Here is a 25,766-nt window from a genome sequence, read left to right as displayed (position 1 = left end):
TCGCGGGTGCGGCGATCAGGCGGCCGGGGTGAACAACCCGGCGAGCAGCTCGGCTGCCTCGGCGGGCGCACGCACCTCCAGGCGCACCCCGTCCACGATCGTCTCGGCCACCGCGCCGGAGAGCAAGTGCCGCCACTGCTCCGCCCGCTCGGCGACGCCGTCCCCGGTCAGCGAACACGCCACCGGGGCTGCCCGCCACCGCTCCGTCGTCGGGGAGCTGAGGAAGGTGCAGCGCGGGTCGCAGCGGCCACTGCGGTCGGGCAGCTCGGTCAGGTGCGCCAGCGCCTGACGCAGCACCGCGGTGAACCGGTCCAGCTCGGCCGCGCGGTGCCCGGCCTCGGCGATCCGGTCGGCGACCCGGGGCCGCAGCTCATCCTTGACCTGCGTGCAGGAGCCGGATTCCCACCGCACCAGCAGGTCGGCGATCTCGGCCAACGGCAGCCCGAGGTGCTGGGCCGCGCCGATGAATTCCAGCCGCCGCACCGAGTCCTGGCCGTAGCGGCGGTAGCCGGCCGGGGTCCGTTCGGCGGGCAGCAGTCCCGCGGTCTCGTAGAACCGCAGGGTGCTCGCGGGGACGCCGGTGTGTTCGGCGAGCTGGGAGATCCGCATGGTGCGCACCCGTTGACGGTAAACCTTCACCTCGACTCGAAGGTCAAGGCCGTTCCGTCGAGATGGCGCGCCGACGTTTCAGCAGTGCCGGCAATGGGATCACGGCCAGCAGCACGGCCAGGGCCGCGTAGCCGACGGCCAGGGTGGTCAGCGTGGCCACGCCCGCGACGAGCAGCGGGCCCCCGGCGTCGCCGAGTTCGCGGCCCAGTTCGGCCGCGCCCATGGTCTGGCCCATACGTGCCTCCGGGGTGGCGGCGGCCAGGGCGGCGAAGCCGAGCGGGGTGATCAGCCCGGTGCCGCCGCCGATGAGGGCGGCGGCCAGCAGCACACCGGTCAGGCCGGGCAGGGCCGCGGCGCCAAGTCCGGCGGCGGTGATGAGCAACCCGGCGAGCAGTCCGGTGCGGGTGCTGAGCCGGCCGGCGTCCAGGGCACGACCGGCCCAGGGCTGGACGAGCGCGGCGGTGGCGGCCAGCACGGAGACCGCGGCGCCGGTGGCGATGGCGCCGAGTCCGGCCGCCGCGCCGGAAACCGGCAGGAAGCCCACACCGACCGACAGCGCGGCGGTGGCGGCGGCGAGCGCGGTGGTCGGGGCGAGGAATCCGCGGTCGGCCAGGCGGCGGGCGAGGTCGGCGACGGTCTGCCGGGCGCGGGGCAGCGGTGGCACGGTGGGCACGGCGACGGCGGCCCAGATCGCGACGATCACCGCGCACCCGGCCATGACGGTGAACAGCAATTGCAGGCCACCCGCCCAGGCGAGGACGCCGCCGAGCAGTGGGCCGAGGGTGTAGCCGATGGACTTGTAGAAGCCGTAGCTGCCGAAGGCGCGACCACGTTTGGCCGCCGGGTTGAGCCGGGCGACCATCGCGGCGGCCGCGGGGGAGAAGGCGGAGGCCGCCGCGCCCTGGCCGAGACGGGCTGCCCACAGCCAGCCCGGACTGTCCGCGACGGCGTAGAGCGCGGAGGCCGAGGCGAAGGCGATCAGGCCGCCGAGTAGCACCGGTTTGCCGCCGACCCGGTCGGCGAGTGTGCCGAAGACCGGCTTGAGCAGCACTTCCGCGCCGTCGTAGAGGGCGAGCAGCCCGCCCAGCACCAGCAGCGAGGTGACCGCGTCCTCGGCCGAGCCGCCCAGGTTGGCGGCGATGCCGTGCGCGCCGAAGGAGGTGGTGAACCCGGCGGCGTACAACGGCCACATGGCCCGCTTTGGCGCGGTCATGCCCCGTCCGCGCCGGTGCTGTGCAGTGCGGTGAAGACCCGCTCGGCGTAGTCCTCGCAGGCGGTGACGCACTGCTTGAGGCGGTGCCCGGCCTCGTCGGCCTCGGGCGCGCCGAACACGTCGCGCGCGGTCAGGTCCCGGTGCCAGCGTCGCAACCGCTCCAGGCTTTGCTCCTCCTCTTCCAGCTCGGCCAGGGTGAACTTGCCGATCCGGATCTCCTTCTTGATCTCGTCCTCGAACTTGCCGCAGTCCGCGAGGAACTCCACCCAGTCCGCCGAACGCGCCGCGGTGAACATCTCCCGGAACCGGTCCGCGTCCGCCGCCGATCGCCCAGTGGCCTGGAGTGTCACGCCCTGACCGCCCGCGCTGTCGGTGAGATCGAGGGCGCGGCGCACCCCGTCGGCGAACACCGGCACCTCCGGCACCGCCCAGATGCCCTGACCCAGCGACAGCGCGCCGACCTTGCGCAGCTCCCGCCACACCGCCACCCGGTGCCGGGACGGGTCCGCGGGCAGCTTGATCACCAGGATCAGCCAGCGGGTGGTCTGGTCGGTATCTGGCACGAGGAGAAATGTAGCAGGCGTTACAATGGACCTCGTAACGTAGCGGAGAAATGCGCGAGACGGCCCTTGTCGGACAAGTGCCGGTGAGCGTGCATAACGAGGCCAACCCGGGTCGCCAGCAGATCCGGTATGGCCAAGCGCGGCACCTGACGTCCAACCGAGGACAGGGTGCGGGTGGACAGGCGCCGCGGGCGCAATCCTGACGGTCGGGTGCTCCGGCGGCACCTGCCGGCGCCGTCTGGGTGCGGGAAGGGTTCAGTCCAACCTGGTAGTTAATGTACCGCGATACGGCTGTTGACGCCGGTGCCGCTATATCGGGATCCTTCCTTGCGACGCCATCGCGTTGCGAATTGGTGGCCTGGTTTCCGGTATGCGGCGGAGTGTGATTTCGGTATGAAGAATAGTGTCGGAGTAGTGCGGATCATGAGTGTTTTTCCGGCAATAGTGCCGGTGCGGAAACTCGGTATGGTCAACTCGCCGCCGATCCGGGCGGAACCCGCTCCGCCGGGTTGATGGCGACCCGGCGGCCCCGGCGGGCTGGTCCGGTCCGCTGGACAGTGCCCATCTTCCTGGACGCCGGCACTGTCCGCCTTCGCCCGCGACTGCCCGACCGCCCTCCGGCAGGTCGCCGACGAGCCGGACCAGCCCGTCCCTCGATGCCGCCGCCCCCGCCGTGCATTCTCCGACTCCGACAAAGGCAGATCACATGACGGAGATCAGCGCCAGAGTCGCCGAACTGCTCAGCCAACTGGTCCGGGACGGCTGGGATTTCCACTATTTCGGCGGAAAACACCGCCCGAACCTGCTCGGTGCGGTCCGCCGCTGGCCCGAGCACGCCGATGTGGTGACCATCTGGGCCGACGAACCAGGCGGCCAGCGCCCATCGCGTCTGCCAGGAAGCCGGCTGGGACCCGTTCGAGCCCGGAATCGTGTTGTGGGAGTACCGCTCCGACCCTGGCACCACCCTGGCCGCGGCACTCGCGTTGCCACCACCGTCAGATGAGCGGGCGCCCGCCTGCCCGTTCCCGGCCTCCCCGGCCTACCGCGCCCCGGCACAGCTGCGCCGCCGCCCGGTGACCATCCGGTTCGGTCGCCGATGACCCGCTGGTCTCCCGCGGCGCTGCGCACCGCGGTCCGTGGCCGGAACCACGGTGCCCGCCGGCCGGCGGGCACCGTGCCGGCACTGGAGTTCATGGCCTGGGTGCCGCGCGGGTTGCGGGCGCTGTGAACCGGCTGGCGTCCTGGCCGGAACTGCACCTGCTGGACCTGCCGGTGTGGCTGGTACCCCTGTCGACACTGCCCGCGGAACCGATACTCCCGCGGCGGGTGGCGGAGAGCGGGCCGACATCGACACTGACCGAGTCGCAGCCGATTCTGTTGCACGGCAGCACAGCGCGGGTCATCGAGGGCCTGGACCGGTTGCGCTTCGCGGTGGCCGGGGCGCGTACCGAGGTCGAGGTGTGCCTGTTCGAGGGCACCATCCGGCAGGCTGTGCTGCTGGCCGCGCGCGCCGCCGTGCTGGGTGGACTGTCACTGTCCACATCGGACAGATCCGCCATCGTGGCCTGGACCTTGCGTGCCTATCCGGAATGGTCGGACCGGCTCATCGCCGAGGTCGCCGGTCTATCCCCGACCACGGTGGCCACCACGCGTCGCCGGCTCGGCGCATCGGGCGGCAGCGGCCCGCGGATCGGCCGGGATGGCCGCGCCCGCCCGGTCAGCAGCGCCGAGGCACGCCGCCGGGCGGGGGAGTTGTTCGCCGCCCGGCCCGGCGCCCTGCTGCGCGAGGTCGCCCTGGAGGCCGGGGTGGCGCTGTCCACGGCCCAGGACGTGCGCAAGCGGATGCGGGCCGGGCTGGACCCGGTGCCCAGCGGAATTCGTGCGCGGCCGACGGACGGCGCCTGAATCCGCGTTGTCCAACCACAGTCGGACCGGGCCGAACTCTGTGTGGCCAGCCAGATTTTCCCGGCCCGGCGCTCTGCTGCGTACGGTCACTGTGGACGGTCATTGTGGACAGTCCGTCATCCGTGCCGGGGACGGAGGAACGATGCGCCACCGCTGGCCCGAATACGACAGCCTGGCCTACGGAATCCCGCCCGCCGTGCCAGGAACCCTGTTCGCGCTGGCCCCGGCCGGCGGCATCGCGGTCACCCCGCGGGAGGGGCGCGCCATCCTGTTCGGCCGCGGCCGTGCGGAGAAGCAGCTGTGCGTCGGCGCCGACGACCACCAGGTCAGCCGCGAGCACGGCTCGGTGACCTGCCGCGAAGCCACCCAGGCCCTGCGGGAACTCCAACCGGAGGTCGGCTGGACCAGGAAGCGGGTCAACCGGGTGCTGATCGCCGTGCGCCAGCGACTCGCCGACAACGGTGTGCCTGGGCTGACCCCGGCGGAAGCCGGTGCGCGGTCCGGCACCACGGTGCACGACAACCTGTTCCAGGAGCTGCTGGTCTCCACCACGCTGGTGCCACCCGAGCTGGCCCAGCTCACCTCAGAAAAGTGCAAGCCTGTGCCACTTCACTGCTAACGCGGTGAAGATCAGAACACGCAGAATTCGGTGATGGCACTGGTACCTGGGGATGATCGCAGGAAGCTGGGAGACATCCTCCGCTCCGTCCGGCCGCCGGTCCCTGTCGACCGTGGGCGGCCCGCCGCTGCCCTGCTCGTCTCGCTGGTGGCCTGTACGCTCGTGGGGGACGCCCGGGTCGCGGATCTGGCGTTCGCCGAATGATGGGGTGGCTGGTCAGCGCACCGTTGTGGCTGGCGATCGCGATCGGCGTCATCCGCGGGGTGCGCGCGCAGGACGAACCGCTGTACCCCGAGGACGAACGCGGCTGACTGTCGGCGCGACCTCATCCGCCGGGCCGGTAGGCGCCCGCACTCCACTCGTTGCCCTCGGGATCGAACACCCGGGCGCGGCGGCCACCCTGGCCCGGCCCGGGCAACCGCGGACTCGGCCGGCTGGCCGCCCGCGCGGTAGTTTGCACTCTCCGGCAAGCACATGAGTGCTGCTCCGTGCTGCGGGTCCGATGACGCCGACCAGTGAGGAACCGCGGTGGCCACTGTGCTGTTGCCCCTGCCCGATCGCGACTTCGACGTGACCGAGGTCGCGGTGCCCTGGCGAGTGCTGACCGACGCCGGGCACCGAGTGGTGTTCGCGACCGAACAGGGTGGCCATCAGCCCGCCGCGGATCCCAGGCTGCTGACCGGCGTGTTGTTCGGTCAGCTCGGCGCGGCCAGTCAGCCCAAGGCCTTTTACGCGAGTCTGGAACACGATGACGCGTTCCGCGCTCCGCTCGCCTGGGGGACGCTCGACCCGGCCGCCTACGACGCCCTGCTGCTGCCCGGCGGGCATGCCCCGGGGATGCGGCAGTACCTGGGTTCCGAGGTGCTCCAGGCCAAGGTCGCCGAGTTCTGGAGCCTGGGCAGGCCGGTGGCCGCCATCTGCCACGGCGTGCTGGTGCTGGCGCGCACCCTGGATCCGGCCACCGGTCGCAGTGTGCTGGCCGGGGAACGCACCACCTGTCTGCCGAAATACCTGGAACGGACCGCGTACTGGCTCACCGCCTGGCGCCTGGGGCGGTACTACCGGACGTACCCGGCCTATGTGCAGGACGAGGTGTGCGCGGCCCTGGACCGGATCGAGCAGTTCGAGCGCGGTCCGGTCGAGCTGAGCAAGCGTGGCACCGCATCAGATGACGGGCCGGCTTTCGTTGTGCGGTCGGGCCGGTACCTCAGCGCCCGCTGGCCCGGTGACGCGTATCTGTTCGCGAAGACCCTGGTCGACTTGCTCGCCTAGCGGTCCGGCAACCGCGTGCCAGGCGCCCAGCGCCGCGGTCACCTGGCTTCGGCGTCCTCCGCTGCCGGGCTGGTGGCCGCGGCCTCCAGCCGCTCCAGTTCGGCGGCGAAGCGCACGAACTCCCCGGCCCACTCGCGCAGCAGCCGCGACAGCATCGGGGAGCATTGCCGCGGCACGCTGTCCCGCAGGACCAGCCAGTCGGCCGACACGGAATGGTTCGCCTCCAGCCAGCGCAACAGATTCTGCCAGCGCGTGGCCACCCGGTCGCCCGCGTCCTGGCGAAGCTGCCGTAGCGCCGCCGCCAGACCACGAGGCCCGGTGCGGTCGTTGTGCCGGCCGGTTGCTCCCGCCGGGTTGTCCCCCTGGAGCGCGACCCGGATGCCCGCCACCGTGTGCACGGACAGGCCGACCGTCGCGGCGATCGCCCGGTCGCTCCACTGTGGACAAAGGTGCACGATGTGCTCGACCGCCGCCCGGCGTTCGGCGAGCAGCAGTGGCAGGCCGTGTGTGGCATTCGCCTTGACCCGCAACAGAAAGGCCGTTTCCTGGTCGCCGTCGAAGTAGCACACCTGGACGGTCCGCCTGCCGCTGAGCACCGCGGCCTGGAGGCGGTGCACCCCGTCGATCACCCGCATGGTCTGCCGGTGCACGAGGATCGGTGGGAAGGCGGTGAGTTCGGCCAGTGATCGGGCGTGTTCGATGCTCAGGCCGGAGGTGCGCAGAGACGACGGCACTCGCAGCCGGTCAACCGGGACGGTCACCGGACAGGAGTTGATTCCCGGAGTCCGCCGGACAGTGCGGTGCTCCATATGGCTTTCACGCTCCAACTTCGCAGGGGAACCTGTCACACAACGGGTGTGGCCGGGGCCACCCGTGCGAGAGAACGCCCGAGTCGTGTGCCACATAACGATCTCGGGCGTCTCCCGCGCGGGCTGTCCTGGCTAGGGAACGTTCACCGGCTGCCGGCCGGCGCCGGCGGCCACTTGGTGGCGTCGCCGAGGTCCAGGAGGGGTTCCTTGACGCCGTCGGGGGAGTCGTCGGTCCAGTTGAGGTTGCCGGTGCTGCGCAGGTAGTCGCGGATGGCGAAGACGTCGGCGCGGTTGGCGGGTTTGCGGACGCTGGCGTAGAGGGCGGTCGCGCCCGCGACGTGTGGGGCGGCCATGGAGGTGCCGCTGAAGGTCTGGTTGTAGCCGCCGTCCTTGAAGGTGGAGTGGATGCAGACGCCGGGTGCGGTGATCTCGATGCCGGCGCCGAAGTTGGAGAAGTCGGCGAGGGTGTCGTCCTGGTCGGCGCGGCAGGTGCTGGCGGCGCCGCCGCCGGGGTCGCCGTTGAAGTCGGCCAGTGCGGAGACGGTGATCACCGAGGCGTAGGCGGCGGGTTGGTGGTTTCTGGCGTCGGCCTTGTTGTTGCCCGCGGCCACGGTGAGCGGGACGCCGGCGTCAACCAGGTTGTTGATCGCGGTTTCCAGTGCGCTGGGGGCGCCGGTACCGCCGAGGGAGGCGTTGGCGACCTCGTAGGTAGCGGCCCTGGCCCGGACCCAGTCGACCGCGGCGACGAACCAGGACCACTGACCGGAACCGTTGTCGCCCAGTACTTTCAGTGCGGTGAGCCGGGCGCCGGGGGCGATGCCGACCACGCCGGTGCCGTTGTCGACGGCCGCGGCGGTGCCAGCCACATGCGAGCCGTGGCCGTGCCGGTCGTCGCCGGTGTTCTCCTGGCAGGTGCCGGAGGTGCAGTCGACGCGGCCCGCCACGTTGAGGTCGGGGTGGTCGAAGTCGATGCCGGTGTCGAAGATGACGATGTCGACGTCGGGCACGTAGTCGGGCTGGCCGTTGATCTTCAGGTTGGGGTTGTCGTCGGCGAAGACCCGGCGGATGCCGGTGGGGACTGATTGTGCTTGGGGCTGGGGGTTGTCGAAGGCGGGCCAGCTGCCCCAGGGCATGGCTTCGCCGCTGATCGACATCGGGCCGTCCGGCTCGATGGACTTGACCAGTGGGTGGGCGCGCAGTGCGGTGACGGCGCTGGGGGAGAGGGTGGCGGCGAAGCCTTTGAGGGCGTGCCGGTAGACCCCGCGCAGGGTGCCGCCGTGCCGGTTCAGGTGGACCTCGGCCAGTGCGGCGGGGTCGGCGACGGCGGGGTCGAGCTGGACGATGACGTCCATCGACTGCCCGGCCGCGGCGTGTGCGGGCAGGCCGGTGGTGGCCGCCGCGGCGATCACCATGGCGGCCATTAGTTTCCTGGTCCTCATGTCTGGCTCCTTCAGCAGGGAGTGCCCATGGGCCATGAAGTGCTGACGGGGCTTGTTCTATCCGCCGGGCAGGCCCAGTGGCGGCACCGATGGGACAGCGGCACCAGCGAGCCACCCGCGGTGAGCGCGGCCGTCCCGGCGCGGTGCTGGTCGCGCGGGCCGGAGACGGGAATCCGTTGACGCGTGGCGTGATCCGCGGTTGGACAGCGGCACCGCACCGCCGTCCGGATGCCAGCATGCGTGGATGGACAACGACGGGCTCATCACCAAGCTGCGGCGGCTCGGTCTGGGCGAGGCGGCGGCACGGCTGTACGTGCTGTTGCTCAACCGGGTGCCCGGTCCGCTGCCCCAGCTCGCCGCGGGCACCGGCCTGGAGGTCGCCTCGCTGACCCTGGCCTACGGGCAGCTGGTCGAGGCGGGCCTGGCCAGCGCGGTCGGCGCGGAGGACGCGCTGGTCGCGCCGGTGCCGCCGGCGACCGGGCTGGAGGTCCTCAGCCGACGCCGGGCGGCCGAGCTGGACGACGCGCGGATCGCGGTGACCAACGCCTTCGAGTGCTTCCGCCGCAGGCGTTTGTCGACCTACGCCGACAACCTGGTCGAGGTGGTCACCGGCGAGTCCATCGGGCATCGCATCCGGCGAGCGGTCGACAGCGCCCGTGCCCTGGTCCGGCGGTTCGACTCGCCGCCCTACTTCTTCACCGCCGGCGCCAACGCGACCGAGGAGCTGGCCCAGCTCGCCCGGGGGATCCAGCACCGTTCGGTGTACTCCCGCGCCTCGCTGGAGAATCCCGGCTATCTCACCGAGAACGTCGAGATCTGTATCGGCGCGGGCGAGCAGGCGCGGGTGCTGCCGTCGCTGCCGGTCAAGCTGACCATCATCGACGACACCTGTGCCCTGCTGTCGCTGTCGATCGCCGAGGCGGATGTCAACAACTCGGTGCTGATCGTGCGCCCGTGCGGACTGTTGTCGGCCTTGATCGCCTACTTCGAGTTGTCCTGGCAGACCGCGATCCCCTTCTACGGGGCGGATCCAGGCGCGGAGCGGTTGCCGCTGGCCGACCGCAGGCTGCTGGTCCTGCTCGCCGCCGGTCTCAGCGACGAGCGGGTCATCCGCGAGATCGGGGTCAGCCGCCGGACCTACTTCCGCCGATTGCAGCTGCTGATGACCCGGTTGGGCGCGACCTCCCGGTTCCAGCTCGCCTTGCAGGCACAACGCCGTGGGTGGTTGTGACCGCGGAGACATCCTGGAAACACCGCGCGCCCTGTCGACTCCGTGCCCGAACGTCCCCGCCGACCGCGAACCCGTTGCACCACAAGCACAACACGGTTCACTCGCTGGCGGTGGCCGCCCAGGCCGCCTCGATCATCTGGAAGATCTCGTCCACCGCGGCGTCCGGATCGGCTGCCTCCCTGGCCAGCGCGAAGGCCTCGATCGTGAACCGCGCGAGCGCGCGGCAGGCCGTGCTGCTCCTGGACAGGTCCGGATCGGCGGTCAGGGCCGCGGCCAGCGATTCCGCGTGACGCAGGCGCATGGACTCCTCGTACTGGCGCAGGGCGGGGGAATCCTGGATCAGGTTCCAGGTCTGGGTCGAGCCCTCCGCCGAGCAGTGCCGCACCAGGGCGTGGATCTCGCGGCGTAGCAAGGGGATCAGCGGTTCCCGCGGCGCCCGGCCGGTGACCGCCTGGGTGAGGCGTTGCTCGAACTCCTGGTCCTGCTCGAACACGAGGGCCTCTTTCGAGGCGAAGTGGGAGAAGACGGTGGTGACGGCCACGTCGGCCTCGGCGGCCACGTCCCGGATGCCCACCGCGTCGTACCCGCGCGCCAGGAACAACCGCAGGGCGGTGTCGGCGATCTTCTGGCGGGTCGCGGCCTTCTTGCGCTCCCGACGTCCGGGCGGTGCGGTCATGCGCTGATGCTATCAGGTGCAAAAGTGTAGCTGTTGTTTAAAGCTAACCGTTAGTGTTATGTTCGAGAGGAGGACGAGAGGGGAACCGAGGATGCGTACGGTGATCGTGGGCGCGGGACTGGTCGGCCTGACCACCGCGGCCTCACTGCGGCTGATCGGGCACGAGGTGACCGTGCTGGAACAGGCGCCGCGGGTGCGGGCCGCCGGGGCTGGCATCGGCCTGTGGGACAACGCGTTGCGCGAGTTCGACCTGCTCGGCATCGGCGAGCGGGTCCGGCGGATGGGCACACCCGTGGACGCCTGGTTCTACGACGCCGCCGGCCGGCCGGCACGCGCGCCGGGCTACGACCCGGACGCCTACCGGTTCTTGATGGTGCCGCGGCCGGAGCTGACCAACCTGCTCGCCGACACCGCCGGCCGGGACCGGATCCGCCTGGGCACCCGCGTGATCGGTTTCGCCGAGCACGACACGCAGGTGGTGGCGCACCTGGCCGACGGAACCCGGCTGCGGGCGGACCTGCTGATCGGCGCGGACGGCGTGCACTCCGGCGTGCGCGCCGCCCTGCTGCCCGGCAGCGCGGCGGTCCCGCACGGCGGGCACCACGCCTGGCGGGCCGTGGTGCCCGCCGGCGACGAGCGGCCGGCGGGCACGATGATCACCATCGGTTCCGCGCGGACCCGGGGCGGTTACACCCGGGTCGCGGAGGGGCGGACCATGTGGTGGGTCGCCCAGTTCGACGCCGGTGAACTCGTTGGCGGCAAACGGGATCGGGCACTGCGGCGAGCCCGCAACGTGGCCGGGTCCGGGTGGCATGCCGAGCTGCTGGCGATGATCGCGGCGACCCCGGAGGAGTCGATCCTGGAAAACCGGATCATGCGCGTCCCCGGGTTGCCGCACTGGACCACCGGGCGGGTCGCGCTGATCGGGGACGCCGCGCACGGCCTGTCCCCGCACATCGCGGCGGGCGGCACCCTGGGCATCGAGGACGCCGGGGTGCTGCGCGCCGAACTCGCGCGCGGAGCCGGCCTCGCCGAGGCACTCGCCCGCTACGACAGCGCCCGCAGAGCCCGTTTCGACCAGGTACGCGCGCACGCCGCCGCGGTGGAGCAGGCCAACGGGGCCGTCGAGTCCGCCGAGCGCTACGCCGCCTTCAGCCACTGGATGCGCAGCACCGCGCCCACCACCTACTGACCAAGCCGGCCAACAACATGAGGGACAACGACATGCGGAAAGTGACCTTCGCCGAGTTCGGCGCTCCGGACGTGCTGCGCCTGGAAGCCGCCGAGCCGCCACACGCAGGCCCCGGACAGGTGCGTATCGCCGTGCGCGCGGCGGGCGTGAACCCCGTCGACTGGCGGATTCGCTCCGGACAGCTCCAGCACGCCCATCCGGTCGAATTGCCCGCCGGGATCGGGATCGACGCCGCCGGGGTGGTGGACGAGGTGGGCGCGGGCGTGGCAGGAGTCGAGGTCGGCGAGCACGTGTTCGGCGCGGGTTCGAGCACCTACGCCGAGTTCGCGGTGCTCTCGGCCTGGGCCCGGATGCCGGCGGGGCTGAGCTTCGCCGAGGCGGCCGGGTACCCCTCGGTGGTGGAGACCGCGCTGCGCATCCTGCGCGAGGTCGGGGTGCGACCGGGCCAGACGCTGCTGGTCAGCGGCGCCGCCGGAGGTGTCGGTTCGGCGGTGCTGCAGATCGCCCGCGACCGCGGCATCACGGTGATCGGCACGGCAGGCGCCGCCAACCAGGACTACCTGCGCGGCCTGGGCGCGCACCCGGTGACCTACGGCGCGGGCTGGGTGGAGCGGGTGCGGCGGCTCGGCCAGGTCCAGGCGGCGCTCGACGTGGCGGGCGCGGGTGTGCTGCGCGATCTGGTCGAACTGACCGGGGATCCGCGAAAGGTGGTCTCCATCGCCGATCTCAGCGCGCCGGAGTTCGGCGTCCACTTCTCCGGGAAAGCGGGCAGCATGCCGGCGGCCCTGGCCGAGGCCGCCGACCTGATCACCCGGAGAAAGCTGCACATCCCGGTCGAAAAGTCCTACCCACTAGCCGAAGCCGCGGCCGCCCACCACGACAGCCAAACCGGCCACACCCGAGGCCGCCGAGTCCTGCACCCCTGAACCGTGTTGGCCGTTCTCGTACGGCGTGTTGGCCGTTGTGGACGGCGAGTTGGCCCAACTGGTACGCCAGTTTGGCCAAAGTGGGCGTACCAGTTGGGCCAAGTGGTACGAGTTCGGCCAAGACTGGGTACGACAACGGCCAACACGCCGGTGAGTTAGTGGTCTCGGTGGGTGAGTAGGCGGGCCAGGGTGCTGAGTTCGGCTGCTGGGCCGCTGGCGGCGTCTGCGGCGCGTAGGTGGCGGGCGGCGGTGGAGAGCAGTTCCGCGGCCCTGGCCTGGCTCCAGGCGCGGCCGCGGGCGTGGTCGATGAGTTCGGCGGCGTGGGCCAGGTCGGCTTCGGAGAGGGTGTCCTGCTGGTACAGCCTGGCCAGCAGGCGTCCGGGTGCGGTGGCCGAGCACAGGGCGGCGACCACCGGCAGGCTTTTCTTGCGGCGGCGCAGGTCGGCGTAGACGGGTTTGCCGGTGGTGGCCGGATCGCCCCAGATGCCGAGCAGGTCGTCGACGTGCTGGAAGGCCACCCCGAGGTCGAGGCCGAAGGCGCGCATCCGGTCGGCCACCGGCGGGTCCGCACCGCCGAAGATCGCGCCGATCGCGCAGGCGCACCCCATCAGCGCGCCGGTCTTGCGCTCGGACATGGCCAGGCATTCGGCCACCGTGATGCCCGGCCGCCGCTCGAAGGCCAGGTCCGCCTGCTCACCGTCGATCAGCGCCTGCACGGTGGCGCCCAGCAGCGCGCCGGCCCGTGCGGCGCCGGGGTGGCCGCTGCCGCACAGCACCTGGAAAGCCAGTGCCAGCAAGGCATCCCCGGTCAGGATGGCCTGGCTGACGCCGAACACCGTCCAGGCGGTCGGGCGGTGCCTGCGGGTGGGATCCCGGTCCAGCACATCGTCGTGCAGCAGCGAGAAGTTGTGCACCAGCTCCACCGCGACCGCCGCGGGCAGCGCGGTCTCGGCCGTGCCGCCCACGGCCAGCGCGCTGAGCAGGGTCAGCGCGGGCCGGATCGCCTTGCCGCCGTTGGCATCCCGTGGCCTGCCCTGCTCGTCGGCCCAACCCAGGTGGTAGGCGGCGATCCGCTGGGTCGAGTCGGGCAGTTCCGCGATGGCCGCGCGCAGGGCGGGTTCGACCAGGGTGCGGCTCCAGCGCAGCACCTCCCGCGCCGGGCGTTCGGTGGTGGTCATCGGCCCACCTGCACGCAGGTCAGCACGCCGAGCGCGTCGGGCACCAGCACCGCCACCGAGTAGTAGGCGCTGACCAGGTACTCGGTGATCGCGCGCGAACCGGTGGACATCCGGCGCAGGTTCAGGCCGGGCTCGTGCTCCGCCGGCAACCCGGTCTGGTGCAGACCGATGACGCCTGCATCGGCCAGTCCGGTGCGCAGCGCCAGCATCGAGGTCGCGCCGCGCGCGGAGACCGGGATCTTGTCGCAGGGCAGCAGCGGCACCCCGCGCCAGGTGCGCACCGCCCGGCCGTGCAGTTCGGCGGTCTCGGCGTGCAGGCCGCGGTGGCCGCACTCCCGGTCGAAGGCGGCGATCGCCTTGGGGTGGGCCAGGATCGCCCTGGTCTTACGCCGCCGGGCGAGCAGTTCGTCCAGGTCGTCGGGGGCGGGCGGGCCGCCGCGGGTGTGCAGGCGCTGGTCGCGGTCGGCGGTGGCCAGCAAGCCGAACCCGGCGTTGGTGACCAGCTCGCGTTCCTGGCGTTCCCGCAACGCCTCGACGGTGAGCCGGAGCTGTTGCCGGAACTGGTTCATCGGGTCGTTGTAGAGGTCGTCCACCCTGGTGTGCACGCGCAGCACGGTCTGCGCCACGCTGAGGGGGTACTCCCTCGGCGCGGGGTCGTAGTCGGCGAACGCGCCGGGCAGCCCGGTTTCGTCGTGATGTCCCGCGCTCACCCCGATATCGGCTTCACCGCGCCGGTTGCGCGGCAGCCGCGCACGGGCCGCGTGCTCAGCCAGGTGCTCGCGCAGCCCCCTGGACCGCGCGCGCACCCCCTGGAATGCCTGCCGGGACAGGGTGAGCACGGTGCAGTGGGTCAGCGCGGTGAGAACCTCGGGCGGGGCCTCGCCGGTCAGCAGGTGGTCCGCGCCGTGGTGGTCGCCGTCGGCCAGCCTGCCCAGTTCGCTGGACTCGCCGTAGGTCCCCGGCCGGGTGCGCCGGAGTTTTCCGTGCACCACCAGGACAAACTCCGGTTCGGTCAGCACCTGCCCCGGCTCGATCTCCCTCGGTGCGAACGCCCCGGCCAGCTCCCGCAACGCGTCCGTGTCAGACAGGCCCCGCAGCAACGGCACTTCGGTCAGCGTTGCCGGGATCACCCTGGGCGTGCCGTCCACGGTGGTGCAGCCGACCCGCCCGTCCGGCGCGGTGTGCGTGCGCCGCCGGTTCACCCGGTAGACGCCGCCGGGCGCCTCCTCCCAGGGCAGCACCCGCAGCAGCCAGCGCGGCGAGACACCCCGGTTCCGCGGCTCGGTTTTGGTGGTGCCGGCCAGTTTCCGCGCGGCCTCGACGCCCAGGCTCAGCTGCTGCCTGCTCATCGCGCCCGCCGGATGAGGCAGTTGCCGGGCACCCGGACGGTGGGCCCGATGGTGATCGCGTCCACGCCGTGTGGCGGCAGGTCGATCCGCACCGCCGGATCCCGCATGATCATGGCCAGCGCGATGGACAGTTCCTGGTTGGCCATCGCCGAACCCGGGCAGTACCGCACGCCGACGCTGAACGGCAGGTACTCGTGGTTGTGGTAACGCTGGTCGAGGAAGCGCTCCGGCCGGAAGTCCGCCGGGTCGGCGAACGGGGTTTCCCGTTGGTGCGCAACACAGATGGATGGCACGATCTCCACCCCGGCCGGGAAGGTGTGCCCGGCGCAATGGAACTCGGTGCGCACCTTCTGCGCGCTGCCGTTGGGCACCGGCGAACTGTGCCGCAGGGTTTCCTGGCAGACCGCCTGCAGGTAGGGCAGGGCGGGATAGCCCGCGGGATCCCGGGCGTCCGCCGCGGCCAGTTCGGCGCGCAGCCGGGTGGTGGCCGCGGGGTGCTGGGCGAGGTGGCACAGCGCCCAGGCCAGCGAGGAGGAGGTGGTTTCCTGACCGGAGACCAGGATCGTCATCAGGTAGCAGACGACCTCGGCGTCGGAGAGCACCGCGGGGGAGTCCAGCAGCTGGTCCAGGATGGTGGTCTCGGCCGCGTGCGAGCCAGCCCGATGCGCGGTGAGCAGTGCCGCCAGGATCCGGCCGAGGTCCGCTTCCGCCGCGGCGTAGCGATCCTGGGCGGCCTGGGCGGCCGGCTCGTTCTCGGCCAGGGTGGCCAGCTGTTTGTCGTGCAGGGCGGCCACCGCGCGGTCGAAGGCGCCCAGCAGGTCCCGGCCCTGTTCCGGGTGCAGCGCGCCCAGCAGCAGACGGATGATCACCTTGCGGGTGACCTCGTTGGTGAACTCCGGCAGCGGCACGCCCCCGGCCGGGATCCGGGCCACCTCGGCCGAGACGAGGTCGGCCATCAACCGGCCGCGCTGGTGCGGGTCGGCCGCGGCGATGGCCTGACTCATCACCCGGCGCGCCTCCTGGTGGCGGCGTCCGTTGAGGAAGGTGATCGAACCCTCGCCGACCAACGGGCGGAACAGGTTCGTGCCCTGCCCGTGCAGATCCTTGCTGTGCAGCACGAAAATCTGCCGGATCGCCTCCGGCTCGGCCACGTACACCCGAGGAGTGCGGCCGGGCCCGCGCACGGTGAACAGCGGGCCGTAGCGCCGGTACAGCTCCCACAGGCTCCGCGGCTGATCGCGCTCCACCGCGAGCCAGCCCTCCGCGTCCAACTCGGGGCCTGGCGGCAGGCCGTCCGGGCGGGTCAGCGAGTTCGTCATGATCGACCACCAATCAACGGGTCCGGAAGGGCCTGCCGTAGCCGGGCGGCGGCGGTGCCCAGCCCGGCCGGGCCGCGCAGCAGCCGCCGGGGGCCGGGCAGGTTGCGCTGGTCGAACCGGCCGGTGCGCAGATGCCAGGCGTGCCAGCCCGCGATCCAGGCCCGCAGCCCGTCCAGATAGCGCACGACCTGCTGCTGCCCGGCGGCATCCAGGGCGAGGTCGTCGAAGAGCACCGGCAGTTCGGTGGCCACGATGTGCTCGAACTGGCGCAGCCGCGCGGTGACCAGGTCGCCCAGCACCGCCATCGCCCGGTCCCGGTCGCAGCGCAGGAACGCCTGCACCACCACGACACCGTTGCTGATCTCGCGTTCGTACTCGGTCTCGATGCGGTGCGAGACGATGTCGTTGAACAGTGCGGGGGCATCCGCGGCGATCGCGTCCAGCAGCTGGATCGGTCTGCTCCGCCGGATCTCGGGCGGCAGGAGCACACCCCCGGCCGCACCCGCGATCGCCGCGGCCTGCCCGCGCCCGATGGTCTGGCGGCGCATCTCCACGAAGTCCACCGGATCGGGCGCGCGCTGGTGCACCCGGTTGGCCAGTTCCCACAGGTTGCCCCCGGCGAAACCGAGCACCTGCCGGGCCAGCACCGCCCGCGCCGCACTGTCCATTGTGGACGTCGTGCGCGGCCACAGGTCGACCAGGCCGCGTTCGACCGGGTTGAGCGGAATCGGCGTGGGTGCTTCGCCGGCGGGCAGGAACAGCGCGAGTCGTTCGACGAACAGCCTGGCCTGGACCGGTTTCGCGGGCAGCTTGTACTTCTCGACGAAGTAGTCGTCGAGGTAGGTGCCCCAGATGATCCAGTGCGCCACCAGGTGGATGCCGGGGGCCGGGACATCCGGGTGGGTCAGTGCCACGAACAGCCCGAAATCGGTGCTGTCGTAGCGGTGGCCGTCCCAGACGAAGGCCAGCATGCCCATCTCGGCGGCCCAGGCCCTGGCAGCCGGGCGGATCTCGGCCAGGTCGGGGTGCTGCCGGACCGGCCAGGGCATCGGAAACCCTTGGTGCTCAACGGAAGGCATGGCTCGCGCCCTTCGGCAGCCGGTAGGCGGAGGCGGGCGCCAGCAGTGAGTCCAGGAATGGGCTGCCGAACACCCCGTGCGGGTCCAGCTCCTCGAAGGCCGCCACCGCGCCGTCCCAGCTCTGGGTCCAGGACTGGCCCGCGCGGTAGGCCGAGGGGATCACCTGCTCGCGCACGCCGGGGTCGGCGTAGGCGGATTCCCCGTCGTAGGCCCAGCCCTTGGACCATTCCGGGCGGACGGTCGCGTAGTCGCCGGTGAAGTTGGCCAGCAGCCACTGCTCGGTCTCCCGGTAGAATCGCGGCGCGTCCGCGGTGCCCGGGGTGGTGGTCAGATCCAGGTACAGCACCACATCCCAGTCCGGGTGATCCGGCCGGGGCCGGGCCACCGACAGCAGCGGCGCCGCCGCCCCCGGACCGGCCACCTCGCGCGGCTCGTCCAGCCCGCTGATCTGGGCCACGATCATGCCGTTGATCGGGTAGCGGCCGGCCTGGGCGTGCTCGGCCAGGGTGCGCCGGCAGAAGCGGTGGAACTCGCTGACCGCCCGCTGGAGGTTGGCCCGGCTGGTCAGCACCGCCCAGCTGCCGGAGGTCACCCGCAGCGCGCTGCCGCGAATGTTGAGCAGGGTGTTCTTCGACCAGCCCCACAGGTCCCGCGAGGCGGTCAGCGACAGCCCGGTGCTCATGCTCGCCAGCAGCATGGCCTGGAACGCCGGGGTGAGCGCCGGATTCCCGGCCAGGATCCGGGCCAGCAACTCCGAGGCGGCGCGGGGTAGCACGTCGCGGAAGGGGTAGTTGTAGGGCTGGTCCACCACCCGGGCGGTCGGCGGACGCTGCGGCTCGACGCTCCACACCTGCAACCACGGCGTGTCGGTGTAGGGATACCAGAGCAGGTTGACCCGGCCGTGCCTGCGCACCCACGCGGCCAGCGAGTCCGGTCCGGCCGTCGTCGGCGGGGCCAGCAGCGTGGCCACCGGGATGTGGTCGAAGCTCTGGCAGCGCAGCCGCTGGTTCACCCCGACCCGCAGTGTCACCTCGGTGATCAGGATCCGGCCCAGGCTCACCAGCAGCGCGCCGATCTCCGGCTCGTCCCGGTCGAACTCGCGCAACACGTAGGCCCCGGCGCCGGCGTCCCAGACCACCGCGGTCAGCCGCAGCACCAGGTTGCTCACCGTGCCGTAGCTGTGGCCGGGTGCGCGGATCTCGCCGTCGGCGGGCACCGCGGTGCCGTGCCCGTCCACCGCCAGCACACCGCCGAGGGTGATCTCCCCTGGCGCGGGCACCGCGGTGACGCCGTAGCCCGCGATTTCCAGCTGGGCCAGCAGATCCTCCATCCGGACGCCGGTCTGCGCGGTGACCGAGGCGGGCTCGCCGGGCTGGATACGCACCGCGGTGAGGCCGGCCAGGTCGACCAGCAGTACCTCGCCCCGCTCGCCCGCCCTGGTGACCAGCGGCGCCCAGCTGTGCCCTGCTCCGCGCGGCCGCAGCCGCCAGCCGTGGGTGTGCGCCCAGTTGGCCAGGGTGAGCACGTCCTGCTCGTGCGCGGGCGTCGCCGTCCACAGCGGTTCGCTCTCGATCTCACCGGACCAGTTGCGGAAAGTGCCGTGCCGCAACGGGATCCCGGCCGGGAAGGCCGGGGGTTCCGCACCGGCGGGCCGGGCGCTGGTCAGCCCGCCGGGCGGTCCCCACGAGGGCGCGCGGTCGGCGCCCTCGGTCTGGTAGCGGCTGGAGTGCAGATGCCAGTCGTGCGCGCCGGACTGGTAGTCCTGCAGCCCGGTGAGGTAGCGGGCCAGATCGGATTGCGCGGCCGGGCCGAGCCGGTGTTCGGGGACCAGTGGCGGCACCTCGGTGAGCGCGGTGTGCTCGAACTGCCGCAGCCGCGAGGTCAGCAGATCGTTGAGGGTGTCCGCGGCCTGCTGGGTGTCCAGGCCGAGGAACCGCTCCAGCACCAGGATCCCGTTGTCGTGCTCGCCCTCGTCGTGGATCTCCCGCTCATAGGAGAAGATGTCGTTGCGCAGCAACACCGCGTCGGCGAAGCTGTCCCGGATCACCCGCATCGGCCTGGTGCCGACGATCTCCGGCGGCAACTCCACATCCAGGGCGTACTCCAGCAGGTCCGCCGACCACGGCGCGCCGCCGACCTTGCGCCGCATCTCGATGTACTCGATCGGATTGGGCACCCGGTCGTGGCCGATGTTGGCCAGTTCGGCGAAGACCTCCTCGAACTGGTCGGTGGTGCTGGCGGCGAAGCGGGCCCGCCAGCCGGGGGACATCCGGGCCACGGTGCGTGGCCACAGATCGGCCAGCCCGCGTTCGACCGGATTGGTCGGTTCCGGTGAATCGCCACCCGGTTCCAGCGGCATGAACGCGGGCAGCCGGGCCAGGTGCGCGCGGGCGCCCGCCAGGTCCCGGCCCCGTTTGAACGCCTCGACGAAGTAGTCGTCGAAGAAGAACACCCACACATTCCACTCGGTGACCACGTCCAGTTCCGGGCCGGGCGCGTCCGGATACCCGTAGGCGCACAACAGGGCCAGTTCCATCGACTCGAACCGGCTTTCCGTCCAGAGAGCCGAATCGAAGATGCCCATTTTCCGCGCCCAGTCCAGGGAGTTCGCCCTGGCCTGGTCCAGGTGTGGATTGAGGCGGCTGGGCCACGGCAGGTAGAACCGCGGCATGGTGAACGACGGCATCAGCCCGGCTGGCTTTCGGTGCCGATTTCGACGTGTTCCAGAATGCCCAGCGCGTCCGGCACCAGCACCGCCGCGGAGTAGTAGGTGCTGACCAGGTAGGACATGATCGCCTTCTCGCTGATCTGCATGAACCGCACCGACAAGCCGGGCTCGTACTCATCGGGCAGGCCGATCTGGTTCAGCCCGATGACGCCCTGGTCCTGCTCGCCGACCCGCATCAGCATGATCGAGCTGGTCTGGGTCTGGGAGATCGGGATCTTGTTGCACGGGTAGATCGGGATGCCGCGCCAGGACGGGATCCGGTGCCCGCCGACATCCACGGCGTGCGGGTAGAGGCCACGCTGGTTGCACTGGCGGCCGAAGGCGGCGATCGCGCGCGGGTGGGCCAGGAAGTAGGCCGGGTCCTTCCACACCGTGGCCAGCAGTTCGTCCAGGTCGTCGGGGGTGGGCGGGCCGGAGCGGGTGTGGATGCGCTGGCTGAGGTCGGCGTTGTGCAGCAGGCCGAACTCGCGGTTGTTGACCAGTTCGTGCTCCTGGCGCTCGCGCAGGGCCTCGATGGTCAGCCGGAGTTGCTGCTGCATCTGGTTCATCGGGTCGTTGTAGAGATCGGCGACCCTGGTGTGCACCCGCAGCACGGTCTGGGCGACGCTGAGCTGGTACTCCCGCGGGTCGAGTTCGTAGTCGACGAAGGTGCCGGGCAGCTCGGCCTCGCCCTCGTGTCCGGAGGCCAGGTCGATGGCGGCCTCGCCCTGCTCGTTCTGCGCCTGCCCGGCCCGCACCTGGTAGTGCGCCAGGTGTTCGCGCAGCTCCGGCGACTGCTCCAGGAGTTCCTGGAAGGACTGCCGGGACAGCAGCAGCGCGGTCACCGGCGTGATCGCCTTGACCGTGTACGGCCAGTTCTGCTCCTGGATCAGCGCCTGGTCGCCCGCGTACTCGCCGTCGGCGAGCACCCCGAGCAGGCTGTCGTCGCCGAACTCGCCGACCCCGATCCGGTTGGCCTTGCCGTGCGCGATCAGGATGAGTTCACTCGCGGGCTGCCCGGCGCCGGCGATCAGCTCGCCCGGCCGGAACTCCCGCTGGGTGAACCGCCCGGCCAGCGCCTCCAGCACCTCCAGATCGTCGAACCCGCGCAGCAGTCCCAGTTCGGCCAGTTCGGCCGGGATGACCCGCACCTCGGCGCCCACCGTGCTGAAGGACACCCGGCCGTCACCCAGGGTGTAGGTGAGCCTGCGGTTCACCCGGTATGTGCCACCGCCTGCCTGTACCCAGGGCAGCAGCCGCAGCAGCCACCGCGAGGAAATGCCCTGCATTTGCGGCACGGTTTTGGTGGTGGTCGCCAGATTTCGCGCGGCAGTGGTGGACAGGCTCAGCTGCGACTGCGGCTCTTCCGCAACAGAATTATGCACCGTCTCGGTCACAACACTCTCCAGCTCTAGGGGAGTCCGACGGTAGTGACCGGAAATTCCGGCTGACAATTGGCCGATCGGGGAAGCGGGAAATGCGTGGCCGGCGGTTGTTCCTACGCTGGGTGGGGCGTCAACGGTCCACTGTGGATGGAGACTGGGTATCGGTGCGCACATTGGGCGAAGCAAAATTCCGTGTGAGGTCGAGTTCTCCTCGGCAACAACCGAACCGGCGTTTGCATTAACCCAGGCAAGCCTCGACATTTCCGCACCGATCGTGCGGGCCGGCCGGGGTGGCCGGTGCGGGTGTGTCTGGTCAACCCGCCCGGCAGGCCGGCGGCCGGGCCGTGCCCCGAATCACCGGAATGGCGGATCAAGGTCAATAGGCCATTCGGTGGTCCCGGTTCCGGCCGGCGAGCGGCAGGCAATCATGCGGCAAAATCAAGGGCATAGGAACTAAATGTCCGCTTTTGAACCCGATCGGGTTAAACCGGTCAGGCTGATCTTGTCTTCGCAGAGCGGCCCGACATAGCGTCCCTTCCGCCTCGGAACCGATTGCTCAACAATTCCCTGCTTCGATTGGTGGTCCTGCTGTGCCCGAAATGACTGATGAACGCTCGCCGCAGCGCAACGGAAACGGCGGCGGGCAGCTCAGCCTCAGCACGGCGGCCGCACGCAAACTGTCCTCGACCAGCAAGTCCGTGCCGCAGATGCAGGGCATCACGCCGCGCTGGTTGCTCAACCTGCTGCCCTGGGTGGAGGCGCGCGGCGGCGCGTACCGGGTCAACCGGCGGCTGAACTACACCCTGGGCGACGGGCGGCTGGCCTTCCAGACCACCGGCAGCGAAGCGCAGGTCATCCCCGCCGAGCTGACCGAACTGCCCTTACTGCACGACTTCGCCGACCTCGACGCGCTCGGCCTGATGGCCGGCCGGTTCACCCAGCGCGAGTACGAGGCAGGCCAGGTGCTGGTGAGCGCGGACAGCCCGGCGGAGGAGCTGGTGCTGCTGGTGCACGGGCGGCTGACCAAACTCCGCGAGGGCGAGTACGGCCAGGAGTCGACGCTGACCATCATGGCCGACGGCGACCATTTCGGGGACGAGTTCCTGCTCGATGCCGACAGCCGGTGGGACTACTCGGTCAAGGCGGCCACCGCCTGCACGGTGATGTCGCTGAGCAAGTCGGACTTCCACGAGCTGCTGGAGCGGTCCGCGTCCCTGCGCGCGCACATCGAGCGGCAGCTCGCGCTGGTGGACAAGGCGCAGAACCCCTATGGCGAGGCCGAGGTGGACATCCGCTCCGGCCACCGCGGCGAGCAGCTGCTCAGCGGCACCTTCGTCGATTACGAGATGAAGCCCCGCGAGTACGAGCTGAGCATCGCGCAGACCGTGCTGCGCGTGCACACCAGGGTGCAGGACCTCTACAACGAGCCCATCGACCAGCTGGAACAGCAGCTGCGGCTGACCATCGAGGCGGTGCGGGAACGCCAGGAGCACGAGCTGGTCAACAACCGGGACTTCGGCCTGCTGCACAACGCCGACTTCAGCCAGCGCATCTACACCCGCGGTGGCCCGCCCACCCCGCACGATATGGACCGGCTGCTGAACACGGTGTGGAAGAACCCCGGGTTCATCCTGGCCCACCCGGAGGCCATCGCGGCCTTCCGGGACGAGTGCACCCGGCAGGGCATCTCCCCGGAGACCATGCACGTGCCCGGCGGCCGGGTCTCCGCCTGGCGCGGGGTGCCGATCTACCCCTGCTGGAAGATCCCGATCACCGACAAGCGCACCACCTCGATCATGGTGATGCGCACCGGCGAACAGGACCAGGGCGTCATCGGCCTGCGCAAGACCGGGCTGATCGACGAGTACGAGCCGGGGCTGAGCGTGCGGTTCATGAGCATCGACGAGAAGGCGATCGTCAACTACCTCATCACCTGCTACTACTCGCTGGCCGTGCTGGTGCCGGACGCGCTCGGCGTGCTGGAGCACGTGCAACTCGGGAGCGTTGATGGCCGCGGCTGAGGCCGATCCGTTCGTCCGCGCCAGGGAACTGGTCACGCCGGGGCTGAAGGCGGCGGCGGACCGGATGAACTCCGGCACCCGCCAGGTCATCGGCTACCACTTCGGCTGGTCGGACGAGCAGGGCCGCCCGCTGAAAGCCAACAACGGCAAGGCGGTGCGGCCCACCCTGGCCATGCTGGCCGCCGAGGCCGTCGGCGGCAAGGCCGAACGGGCCGCCGGGGCGGGCGCCGCGGTCGAGCTGGCGCACAACTACTCGCTGCTGCACGACGACGTGATGGACCAGGACCCGACCCGGCGGCACCGCCCGACAGCGTGGACGGTCTACGGGGTGCCCGCCGCGATCCTGGCCGGGGACGCGCTGATCACCCTGGCCGGCGAGGCACTGGTCGCCGACGGCGCGCCGCTGGCCGCCGAGGGCGTGCCTCGGCTGGACGCGGCGCTGCTGCGGCTGATCGACGGCCAGGCGGCGGACATGGCCTTCGAGGGCCGGACCGAGGTGGGTCTGGACGAGTGCCTGACCATGGTCGGCGACAAGACCAGCGCGCTGTTCGCACTGGCCTGCGAGCTGGGCGCGCTGGCAGCCGGGGCGCCACCGCAGCAGGTCTGGCAACTGCGCCAGTTCGGCGAACACCTCGGCCTGGCCTTCCAGCTCAACGACGACCTGCTGGGCATCTGGGGTGATCCGGAGATCACCGGCAAGCCGGTGCTGGCCGACCTGCGCGCCCGCAAGAAGTCGCTGCCGGTGGTGGCCGCGCTCAACGCGGGCAACGCGGCCGCCACCCGGCTGGCCGAGCTGTACCACCGGGACGCCCCGCTGTCGGACACCGAACTACGCACCTGCGCCGACCTGGTCGAGGAAGCGGGCGCCCGCACCTGGGCGCACCAGGAAACCCAGCGCCAGCTGGACGCGGCCCTGACCTGCCTCCACGCCGCGAACCCCCGGCCAGGGGCCGCCGCCGACCTCACCGCGCTCGCCCACCTGCTGACCACCCCACCCGCCCCGCACGCCGCGACCGCCCCGGCCGAGAATCCCCCTGCCCCCAACGCATCGCGGTCCTTCCCACTGCCCGAGTTCCAGCTCAACCGCGCGGCCCGGCTCAACCCCCAGCTGGAAACCGCCCGCGCGCACACCGATGCCTGGGCCATCCGCCTGGGCCTGGTCGACCCGGACCCGACCGTCATGCCCTGGACGCAGGCTCAGCTCGCCGCGAACGATTTCGGCCTGCTGTGCGCGCACAAGTTCCCGGACACGCCAACGGAAGCGCTCACCACCGTCACCGACTGGTACACCTGGCTGTTCCACCTGGACGACTACCTGGTCGAGACCTTCGCCCGCACCGGCGACCTGCCCGGTGCGAAGGCATACCTGGCAAGGCTTCCCCAGTTCCTGTCCACCGACCCCGCTCAGCAGCCACCGGAGGCGGCCAACCCGACCGAGCAAGCCTTGGCCGACCTGTGGTCCCGCACCGCGCCGCCGATGTCCCAGGCGTGGCGACTCCGCATCCGCGGCGCCCTGGAGGAACTGCTGACCGGCCACCTCCAGGAACTACGGCAGACCGCCGCAACGCACCCCGCCAACCCGCTGGAGTACCTGGCAGCAAAGCGAATGACCAACGGCGGCCGGGTAGCCGACCACCTGGCCGAGTTCGCCAGGTCAGCCGAACTGCCACCCGCTGTGGCCGACGGCCCAACCCTGCGGTCCCTGATCGACGCGGTCACCGACGGCGCGCTGCTGCTCAACGACATCTACTCCTACGACCGCGAGGCGCAGGACCCGGGCGAGACCGGAAACATGGTGCTGCTGCTGGAAAAACTCCTCGGCTGCGGCCCCCAGCAGGCCGTGGAAGCCTGCAACGACATGATCACCGCCAGGGTCCGCCAGTTCGAGCACATCGCCGAGGTCGAGATTCCCGAGATGTGCCAGGCACATCAGCTCTCCACGGCGCAACGTGCCACCGTGCTCGACCACGTGGACAGCCTGCGCGACTGGCTCCCCGGCTGGCTGGCCTGGCACCAGCGCGCCGCCCGCTACCAGAGCACGGACCCAGTGGCGGCCGTGCAGACGGTCACCCGCAGGCTCGCCGGCCCCACCGGCCTCGGCACGGCGACGGCCCGCCGGCTGGTGGCCCGCGCCGGCACCTGAGTCCGCTGTGCGGAGTTCCCCAGCCGAGGCCCTGCCTTACCCGATCGTGCGGCGTCTGCCCCCACGCGGTGGCGCTGGAACCGCTGATCGCGGGTAGCGAGTAGCGTCACGGTCCGGCGTTCGGAAGGAGA

22 protein-coding genes are annotated in these 25,766 nt (G+C 71.2%); 10 read left to right on the top strand and 12 right to left on the bottom strand.

Annotation, left to right across the window (positions count from 1 at the left end; translation table 11 throughout):
* Positions 1 to 15: 15 nt before the first annotated feature.
* From MZC64_RS41870 to MZC64_RS41860, 3 genes are read right to left on the bottom strand one after another with little or no spacing between them, the layout of a single operon-like run.
* Positions 16 to 609 carry a MerR family transcriptional regulator gene (locus MZC64_RS41870; protein WP_247764896.1) on the bottom strand — a complete coding sequence of 198 codons (594 nt, stop codon included), beginning with the start codon at positions 607 to 609 and terminating at the stop codon, positions 16 to 18.
* Between the two features lie 43 nt (positions 610 to 652).
* On the bottom strand, positions 653 to 1,822 hold the full coding sequence (locus tag MZC64_RS41865) for an MFS transporter (protein WP_247764758.1): 1,170 nt from the start codon (positions 1,820 to 1,822) through the stop codon (positions 653 to 655).
* A complete protein-coding gene (locus tag MZC64_RS41860; RefSeq protein WP_247764759.1) occupies positions 1,819 to 2,385 on the bottom strand; it encodes a Chromate resistance protein ChrB in 567 nt (188 codons plus the stop codon). The genes MZC64_RS41865 and MZC64_RS41860 overlap by 4 nt, the downstream gene beginning before the upstream one ends.
* A gap of 929 nt (positions 2,386 to 3,314) precedes the next feature.
* On the opposite strand from MZC64_RS41860, the gene MZC64_RS41855 reads away from it, so the two are divergent.
* The 5 genes from MZC64_RS41855 (at position 3,315) to MZC64_RS41840 (ending at position 6,181) form a co-directional block, all read left to right on the top strand.
* Entirely contained in the window at positions 3,315 to 3,485 is a 171-nt protein-coding gene (locus tag MZC64_RS41855; RefSeq protein ID WP_247764760.1) for a hypothetical protein, read from the top strand.
* On the top strand, positions 3,482 to 3,613 hold the full coding sequence (locus tag MZC64_RS48385) for a hypothetical protein (RefSeq protein WP_282106726.1): 132 nt from the start codon (positions 3,482 to 3,484) through the stop codon (positions 3,611 to 3,613). Before MZC64_RS41855 ends, MZC64_RS48385 begins: the two co-directional genes overlap by 4 nt.
* On the top strand, positions 3,610 to 4,290 hold the full coding sequence (locus tag MZC64_RS41850) for a hypothetical protein (protein ID WP_247764761.1): 681 nt from the start codon (positions 3,610 to 3,612) through the stop codon (positions 4,288 to 4,290). Before MZC64_RS48385 ends, MZC64_RS41850 begins: the two co-directional genes overlap by 4 nt.
* Positions 4,291 to 4,432: 142 nt before the next feature.
* Positions 4,433 to 4,909: a hypothetical protein gene (locus MZC64_RS41845; RefSeq protein WP_247764762.1), complete on the top strand. Its 477-nt coding sequence runs from the start codon at positions 4,433 to 4,435 to the stop codon at positions 4,907 to 4,909.
* 528 nt (positions 4,910 to 5,437) lie between these two features.
* Positions 5,438 to 6,181 (top strand): type 1 glutamine amidotransferase domain-containing protein, encoded by a 744-nt coding sequence (locus tag MZC64_RS41840; protein ID WP_247764763.1) that lies wholly within the window; start codon positions 5,438 to 5,440, stop codon positions 6,179 to 6,181.
* A gap of 38 nt (positions 6,182 to 6,219) precedes the next feature.
* Here the strand turns inward: MZC64_RS41840 and MZC64_RS41835 are convergent, their stop codons facing one another.
* Positions 6,220 to 6,942, bottom strand: a complete 723-nt coding sequence (locus tag MZC64_RS41835; protein WP_247764764.1) for a ParB N-terminal domain-containing protein — start codon at positions 6,940 to 6,942, stop codon at positions 6,220 to 6,222.
* A gap of 191 nt (positions 6,943 to 7,133) precedes the next feature.
* Positions 7,134 to 8,429, bottom strand: coding sequence for a S8 family serine peptidase (locus MZC64_RS41830; protein ID WP_247764765.1), 1,296 nt, complete (start codon positions 8,427 to 8,429; stop codon positions 7,134 to 7,136).
* 244 nt (positions 8,430 to 8,673) lie between these two features.
* Here MZC64_RS41830 and MZC64_RS41825 point away from each other — a divergent pair, with 244 nt between their 5' ends.
* Complete coding sequence (locus MZC64_RS41825; RefSeq protein WP_247764766.1) at positions 8,674 to 9,660, top strand: transcriptional regulator TrmB; 987 nt, start codon at positions 8,674 to 8,676, stop codon at positions 9,658 to 9,660.
* A gap of 97 nt (positions 9,661 to 9,757) precedes the next feature.
* On the opposite strand, the gene MZC64_RS41820 is transcribed toward MZC64_RS41825, so the two are convergent.
* Complete coding sequence (locus tag MZC64_RS41820) at positions 9,758 to 10,336, bottom strand: TetR/AcrR family transcriptional regulator (RefSeq protein ID WP_247764767.1); 579 nt, start codon at positions 10,334 to 10,336, stop codon at positions 9,758 to 9,760.
* 91 nt (positions 10,337 to 10,427) lie between these two features.
* Between MZC64_RS41820 and MZC64_RS41815 the strand changes: the two genes are divergently transcribed.
* A complete protein-coding gene (locus tag MZC64_RS41815) occupies positions 10,428 to 11,528 on the top strand; it encodes an FAD-dependent monooxygenase (protein ID WP_247764768.1) in 1,101 nt (366 codons plus the stop codon).
* Positions 11,529 to 11,560: 32 nt separating this feature from the next.
* Positions 11,561 to 12,454: an NADP-dependent oxidoreductase gene (locus MZC64_RS41810; protein ID WP_247764769.1), complete on the top strand. Its 894-nt coding sequence runs from the start codon at positions 11,561 to 11,563 to the stop codon at positions 12,452 to 12,454.
* A 155-nt stretch (positions 12,455 to 12,609) separates the two neighbouring features.
* Here MZC64_RS41810 and MZC64_RS41805 read toward each other — a convergent pair whose 3' ends face one another.
* The 6 genes from MZC64_RS41805 to MZC64_RS41780 are packed head-to-tail and all read right to left on the bottom strand — an operon-like array spanning position 12,610 to position 21,483.
* Positions 12,610 to 13,632, bottom strand: a complete 1,023-nt coding sequence (locus MZC64_RS41805) for a family 2 encapsulin nanocompartment cargo protein polyprenyl transferase (protein WP_247764770.1) — start codon at positions 13,630 to 13,632, stop codon at positions 12,610 to 12,612.
* The gene (locus MZC64_RS41800; RefSeq protein WP_247764771.1) at positions 13,629 to 14,981 is read right to left on the bottom strand and encodes a family 2B encapsulin nanocompartment shell protein; all 1,353 of its coding nucleotides are present in this window, start codon (positions 14,979 to 14,981) and stop codon (positions 13,629 to 13,631) included. Before MZC64_RS41800 ends, MZC64_RS41805 begins: the two co-directional genes overlap by 4 nt.
* On the bottom strand, positions 14,978 to 16,300 hold the full coding sequence (locus tag MZC64_RS41795) for a cytochrome P450 (protein ID WP_247764772.1): 1,323 nt from the start codon (positions 16,298 to 16,300) through the stop codon (positions 14,978 to 14,980). Before MZC64_RS41795 ends, MZC64_RS41800 begins: the two co-directional genes overlap by 4 nt.
* Positions 16,297 to 17,349: a hypothetical protein gene (locus MZC64_RS41790; protein WP_247764773.1), complete on the bottom strand. Its 1,053-nt coding sequence runs from the start codon at positions 17,347 to 17,349 to the stop codon at positions 16,297 to 16,299. Before MZC64_RS41790 ends, MZC64_RS41795 begins: the two co-directional genes overlap by 4 nt.
* Positions 17,350 to 17,365: 16 nt before the next feature.
* Positions 17,366 to 20,065, bottom strand: coding sequence for a cholesterol oxidase substrate-binding domain-containing protein (locus MZC64_RS41785; protein WP_247764774.1), 2,700 nt, complete (start codon positions 20,063 to 20,065; stop codon positions 17,366 to 17,368).
* Entirely contained in the window at positions 20,065 to 21,483 is a 1,419-nt protein-coding gene (locus MZC64_RS41780) for a family 2B encapsulin nanocompartment shell protein (protein WP_247764775.1), read from the bottom strand. Before MZC64_RS41780 ends, MZC64_RS41785 begins: the two co-directional genes overlap by 1 nt.
* Before the next feature lie 587 nt (positions 21,484 to 22,070).
* Here MZC64_RS41780 and MZC64_RS41775 point away from each other — a divergent pair.
* Both MZC64_RS41775 and MZC64_RS41770 read left to right on the top strand, forming a co-directional pair.
* Positions 22,071 to 23,492 (top strand): family 2B encapsulin nanocompartment shell protein, encoded by a 1,422-nt coding sequence (locus tag MZC64_RS41775; RefSeq protein ID WP_247764776.1) that lies wholly within the window; start codon positions 22,071 to 22,073, stop codon positions 23,490 to 23,492.
* Positions 23,479 to 25,635: a polyprenyl synthetase family protein gene (locus tag MZC64_RS41770; RefSeq protein ID WP_247764777.1), complete on the top strand. Its 2,157-nt coding sequence runs from the start codon at positions 23,479 to 23,481 to the stop codon at positions 25,633 to 25,635. The genes MZC64_RS41775 and MZC64_RS41770 overlap by 14 nt, the downstream gene beginning before the upstream one ends.
* Positions 25,636 to 25,766 lie beyond the last annotated feature (131 nt).

This window comes from Crossiella sp. S99.2, from assembly GCF_023094165.1.
GTDB lineage: Bacteria > Actinomycetota > Actinomycetes > Mycobacteriales > Pseudonocardiaceae > Crossiella.
The sequence above is the reverse complement of the archived record's forward strand: the minus strand, read 5'-3'. Positions and strand labels throughout refer to the sequence as shown.

What these genes read in the sequence shown, in the direction of transcription:
- MZC64_RS41800 (WP_247764771.1), bottom strand. Translation starts at nt 14,981, where the DNA reads ATGAGCAGGCAGCAGCTGAGCCTGGGCGTCGAGGCCGCGCGGAAACTG.
- MZC64_RS41865 (WP_247764758.1), bottom strand. Translation starts at nt 1,822, where the DNA reads ATGACCGCGCCAAAGCGGGCCATGTGGCCGTTGTACGCCGCCGGGTTC.
- MZC64_RS41815 (WP_247764768.1), top strand. Translation starts at nt 10,428, where the DNA reads ATGCGTACGGTGATCGTGGGCGCGGGACTGGTCGGCCTGACCACCGCG.
- MZC64_RS41795 (WP_247764772.1), bottom strand. Translation starts at nt 16,300, where the DNA reads ATGACGAACTCGCTGACCCGCCCGGACGGCCTGCCGCCAGGCCCCGAG.
- MZC64_RS48385 (WP_282106726.1), top strand. Translation starts at nt 3,482, where the DNA reads ATGACCCGCTGGTCTCCCGCGGCGCTGCGCACCGCGGTCCGTGGCCGG.
- MZC64_RS41785 (WP_247764774.1), bottom strand. Translation starts at nt 20,065, where the DNA reads ATGCCGTCGTTCACCATGCCGCGGTTCTACCTGCCGTGGCCCAGCCGC.
- MZC64_RS41775 (WP_247764776.1), top strand. Translation starts at nt 22,071, where the DNA reads ATGACTGATGAACGCTCGCCGCAGCGCAACGGAAACGGCGGCGGGCAG.
- MZC64_RS41770 (WP_247764777.1), top strand. Translation starts at nt 23,479, where the DNA reads ATGGCCGCGGCTGAGGCCGATCCGTTCGTCCGCGCCAGGGAACTGGTC.
- MZC64_RS41810 (WP_247764769.1), top strand. Translation starts at nt 11,561, where the DNA reads ATGCGGAAAGTGACCTTCGCCGAGTTCGGCGCTCCGGACGTGCTGCGC.
- MZC64_RS41845 (WP_247764762.1), top strand. Translation starts at nt 4,433, where the DNA reads ATGCGCCACCGCTGGCCCGAATACGACAGCCTGGCCTACGGAATCCCG.
- MZC64_RS41820 (WP_247764767.1), bottom strand. Translation starts at nt 10,336, where the DNA reads ATGACCGCACCGCCCGGACGTCGGGAGCGCAAGAAGGCCGCGACCCGC.
- MZC64_RS41870 (WP_247764896.1), bottom strand. Translation starts at nt 609, where the DNA reads ATGCGGATCTCCCAGCTCGCCGAACACACCGGCGTCCCCGCGAGCACC.
- MZC64_RS41825 (WP_247764766.1), top strand. Translation starts at nt 8,674, where the DNA reads ATGGACAACGACGGGCTCATCACCAAGCTGCGGCGGCTCGGTCTGGGC.
- MZC64_RS41805 (WP_247764770.1), bottom strand. Translation starts at nt 13,632, where the DNA reads ATGACCACCACCGAACGCCCGGCGCGGGAGGTGCTGCGCTGGAGCCGC.
- MZC64_RS41830 (WP_247764765.1), bottom strand. Translation starts at nt 8,429, where the DNA reads ATGAGGACCAGGAAACTAATGGCCGCCATGGTGATCGCCGCGGCGGCC.
- MZC64_RS41790 (WP_247764773.1), bottom strand. Translation starts at nt 17,349, where the DNA reads ATGCCCTGGCCGGTCCGGCAGCACCCCGACCTGGCCGAGATCCGCCCG.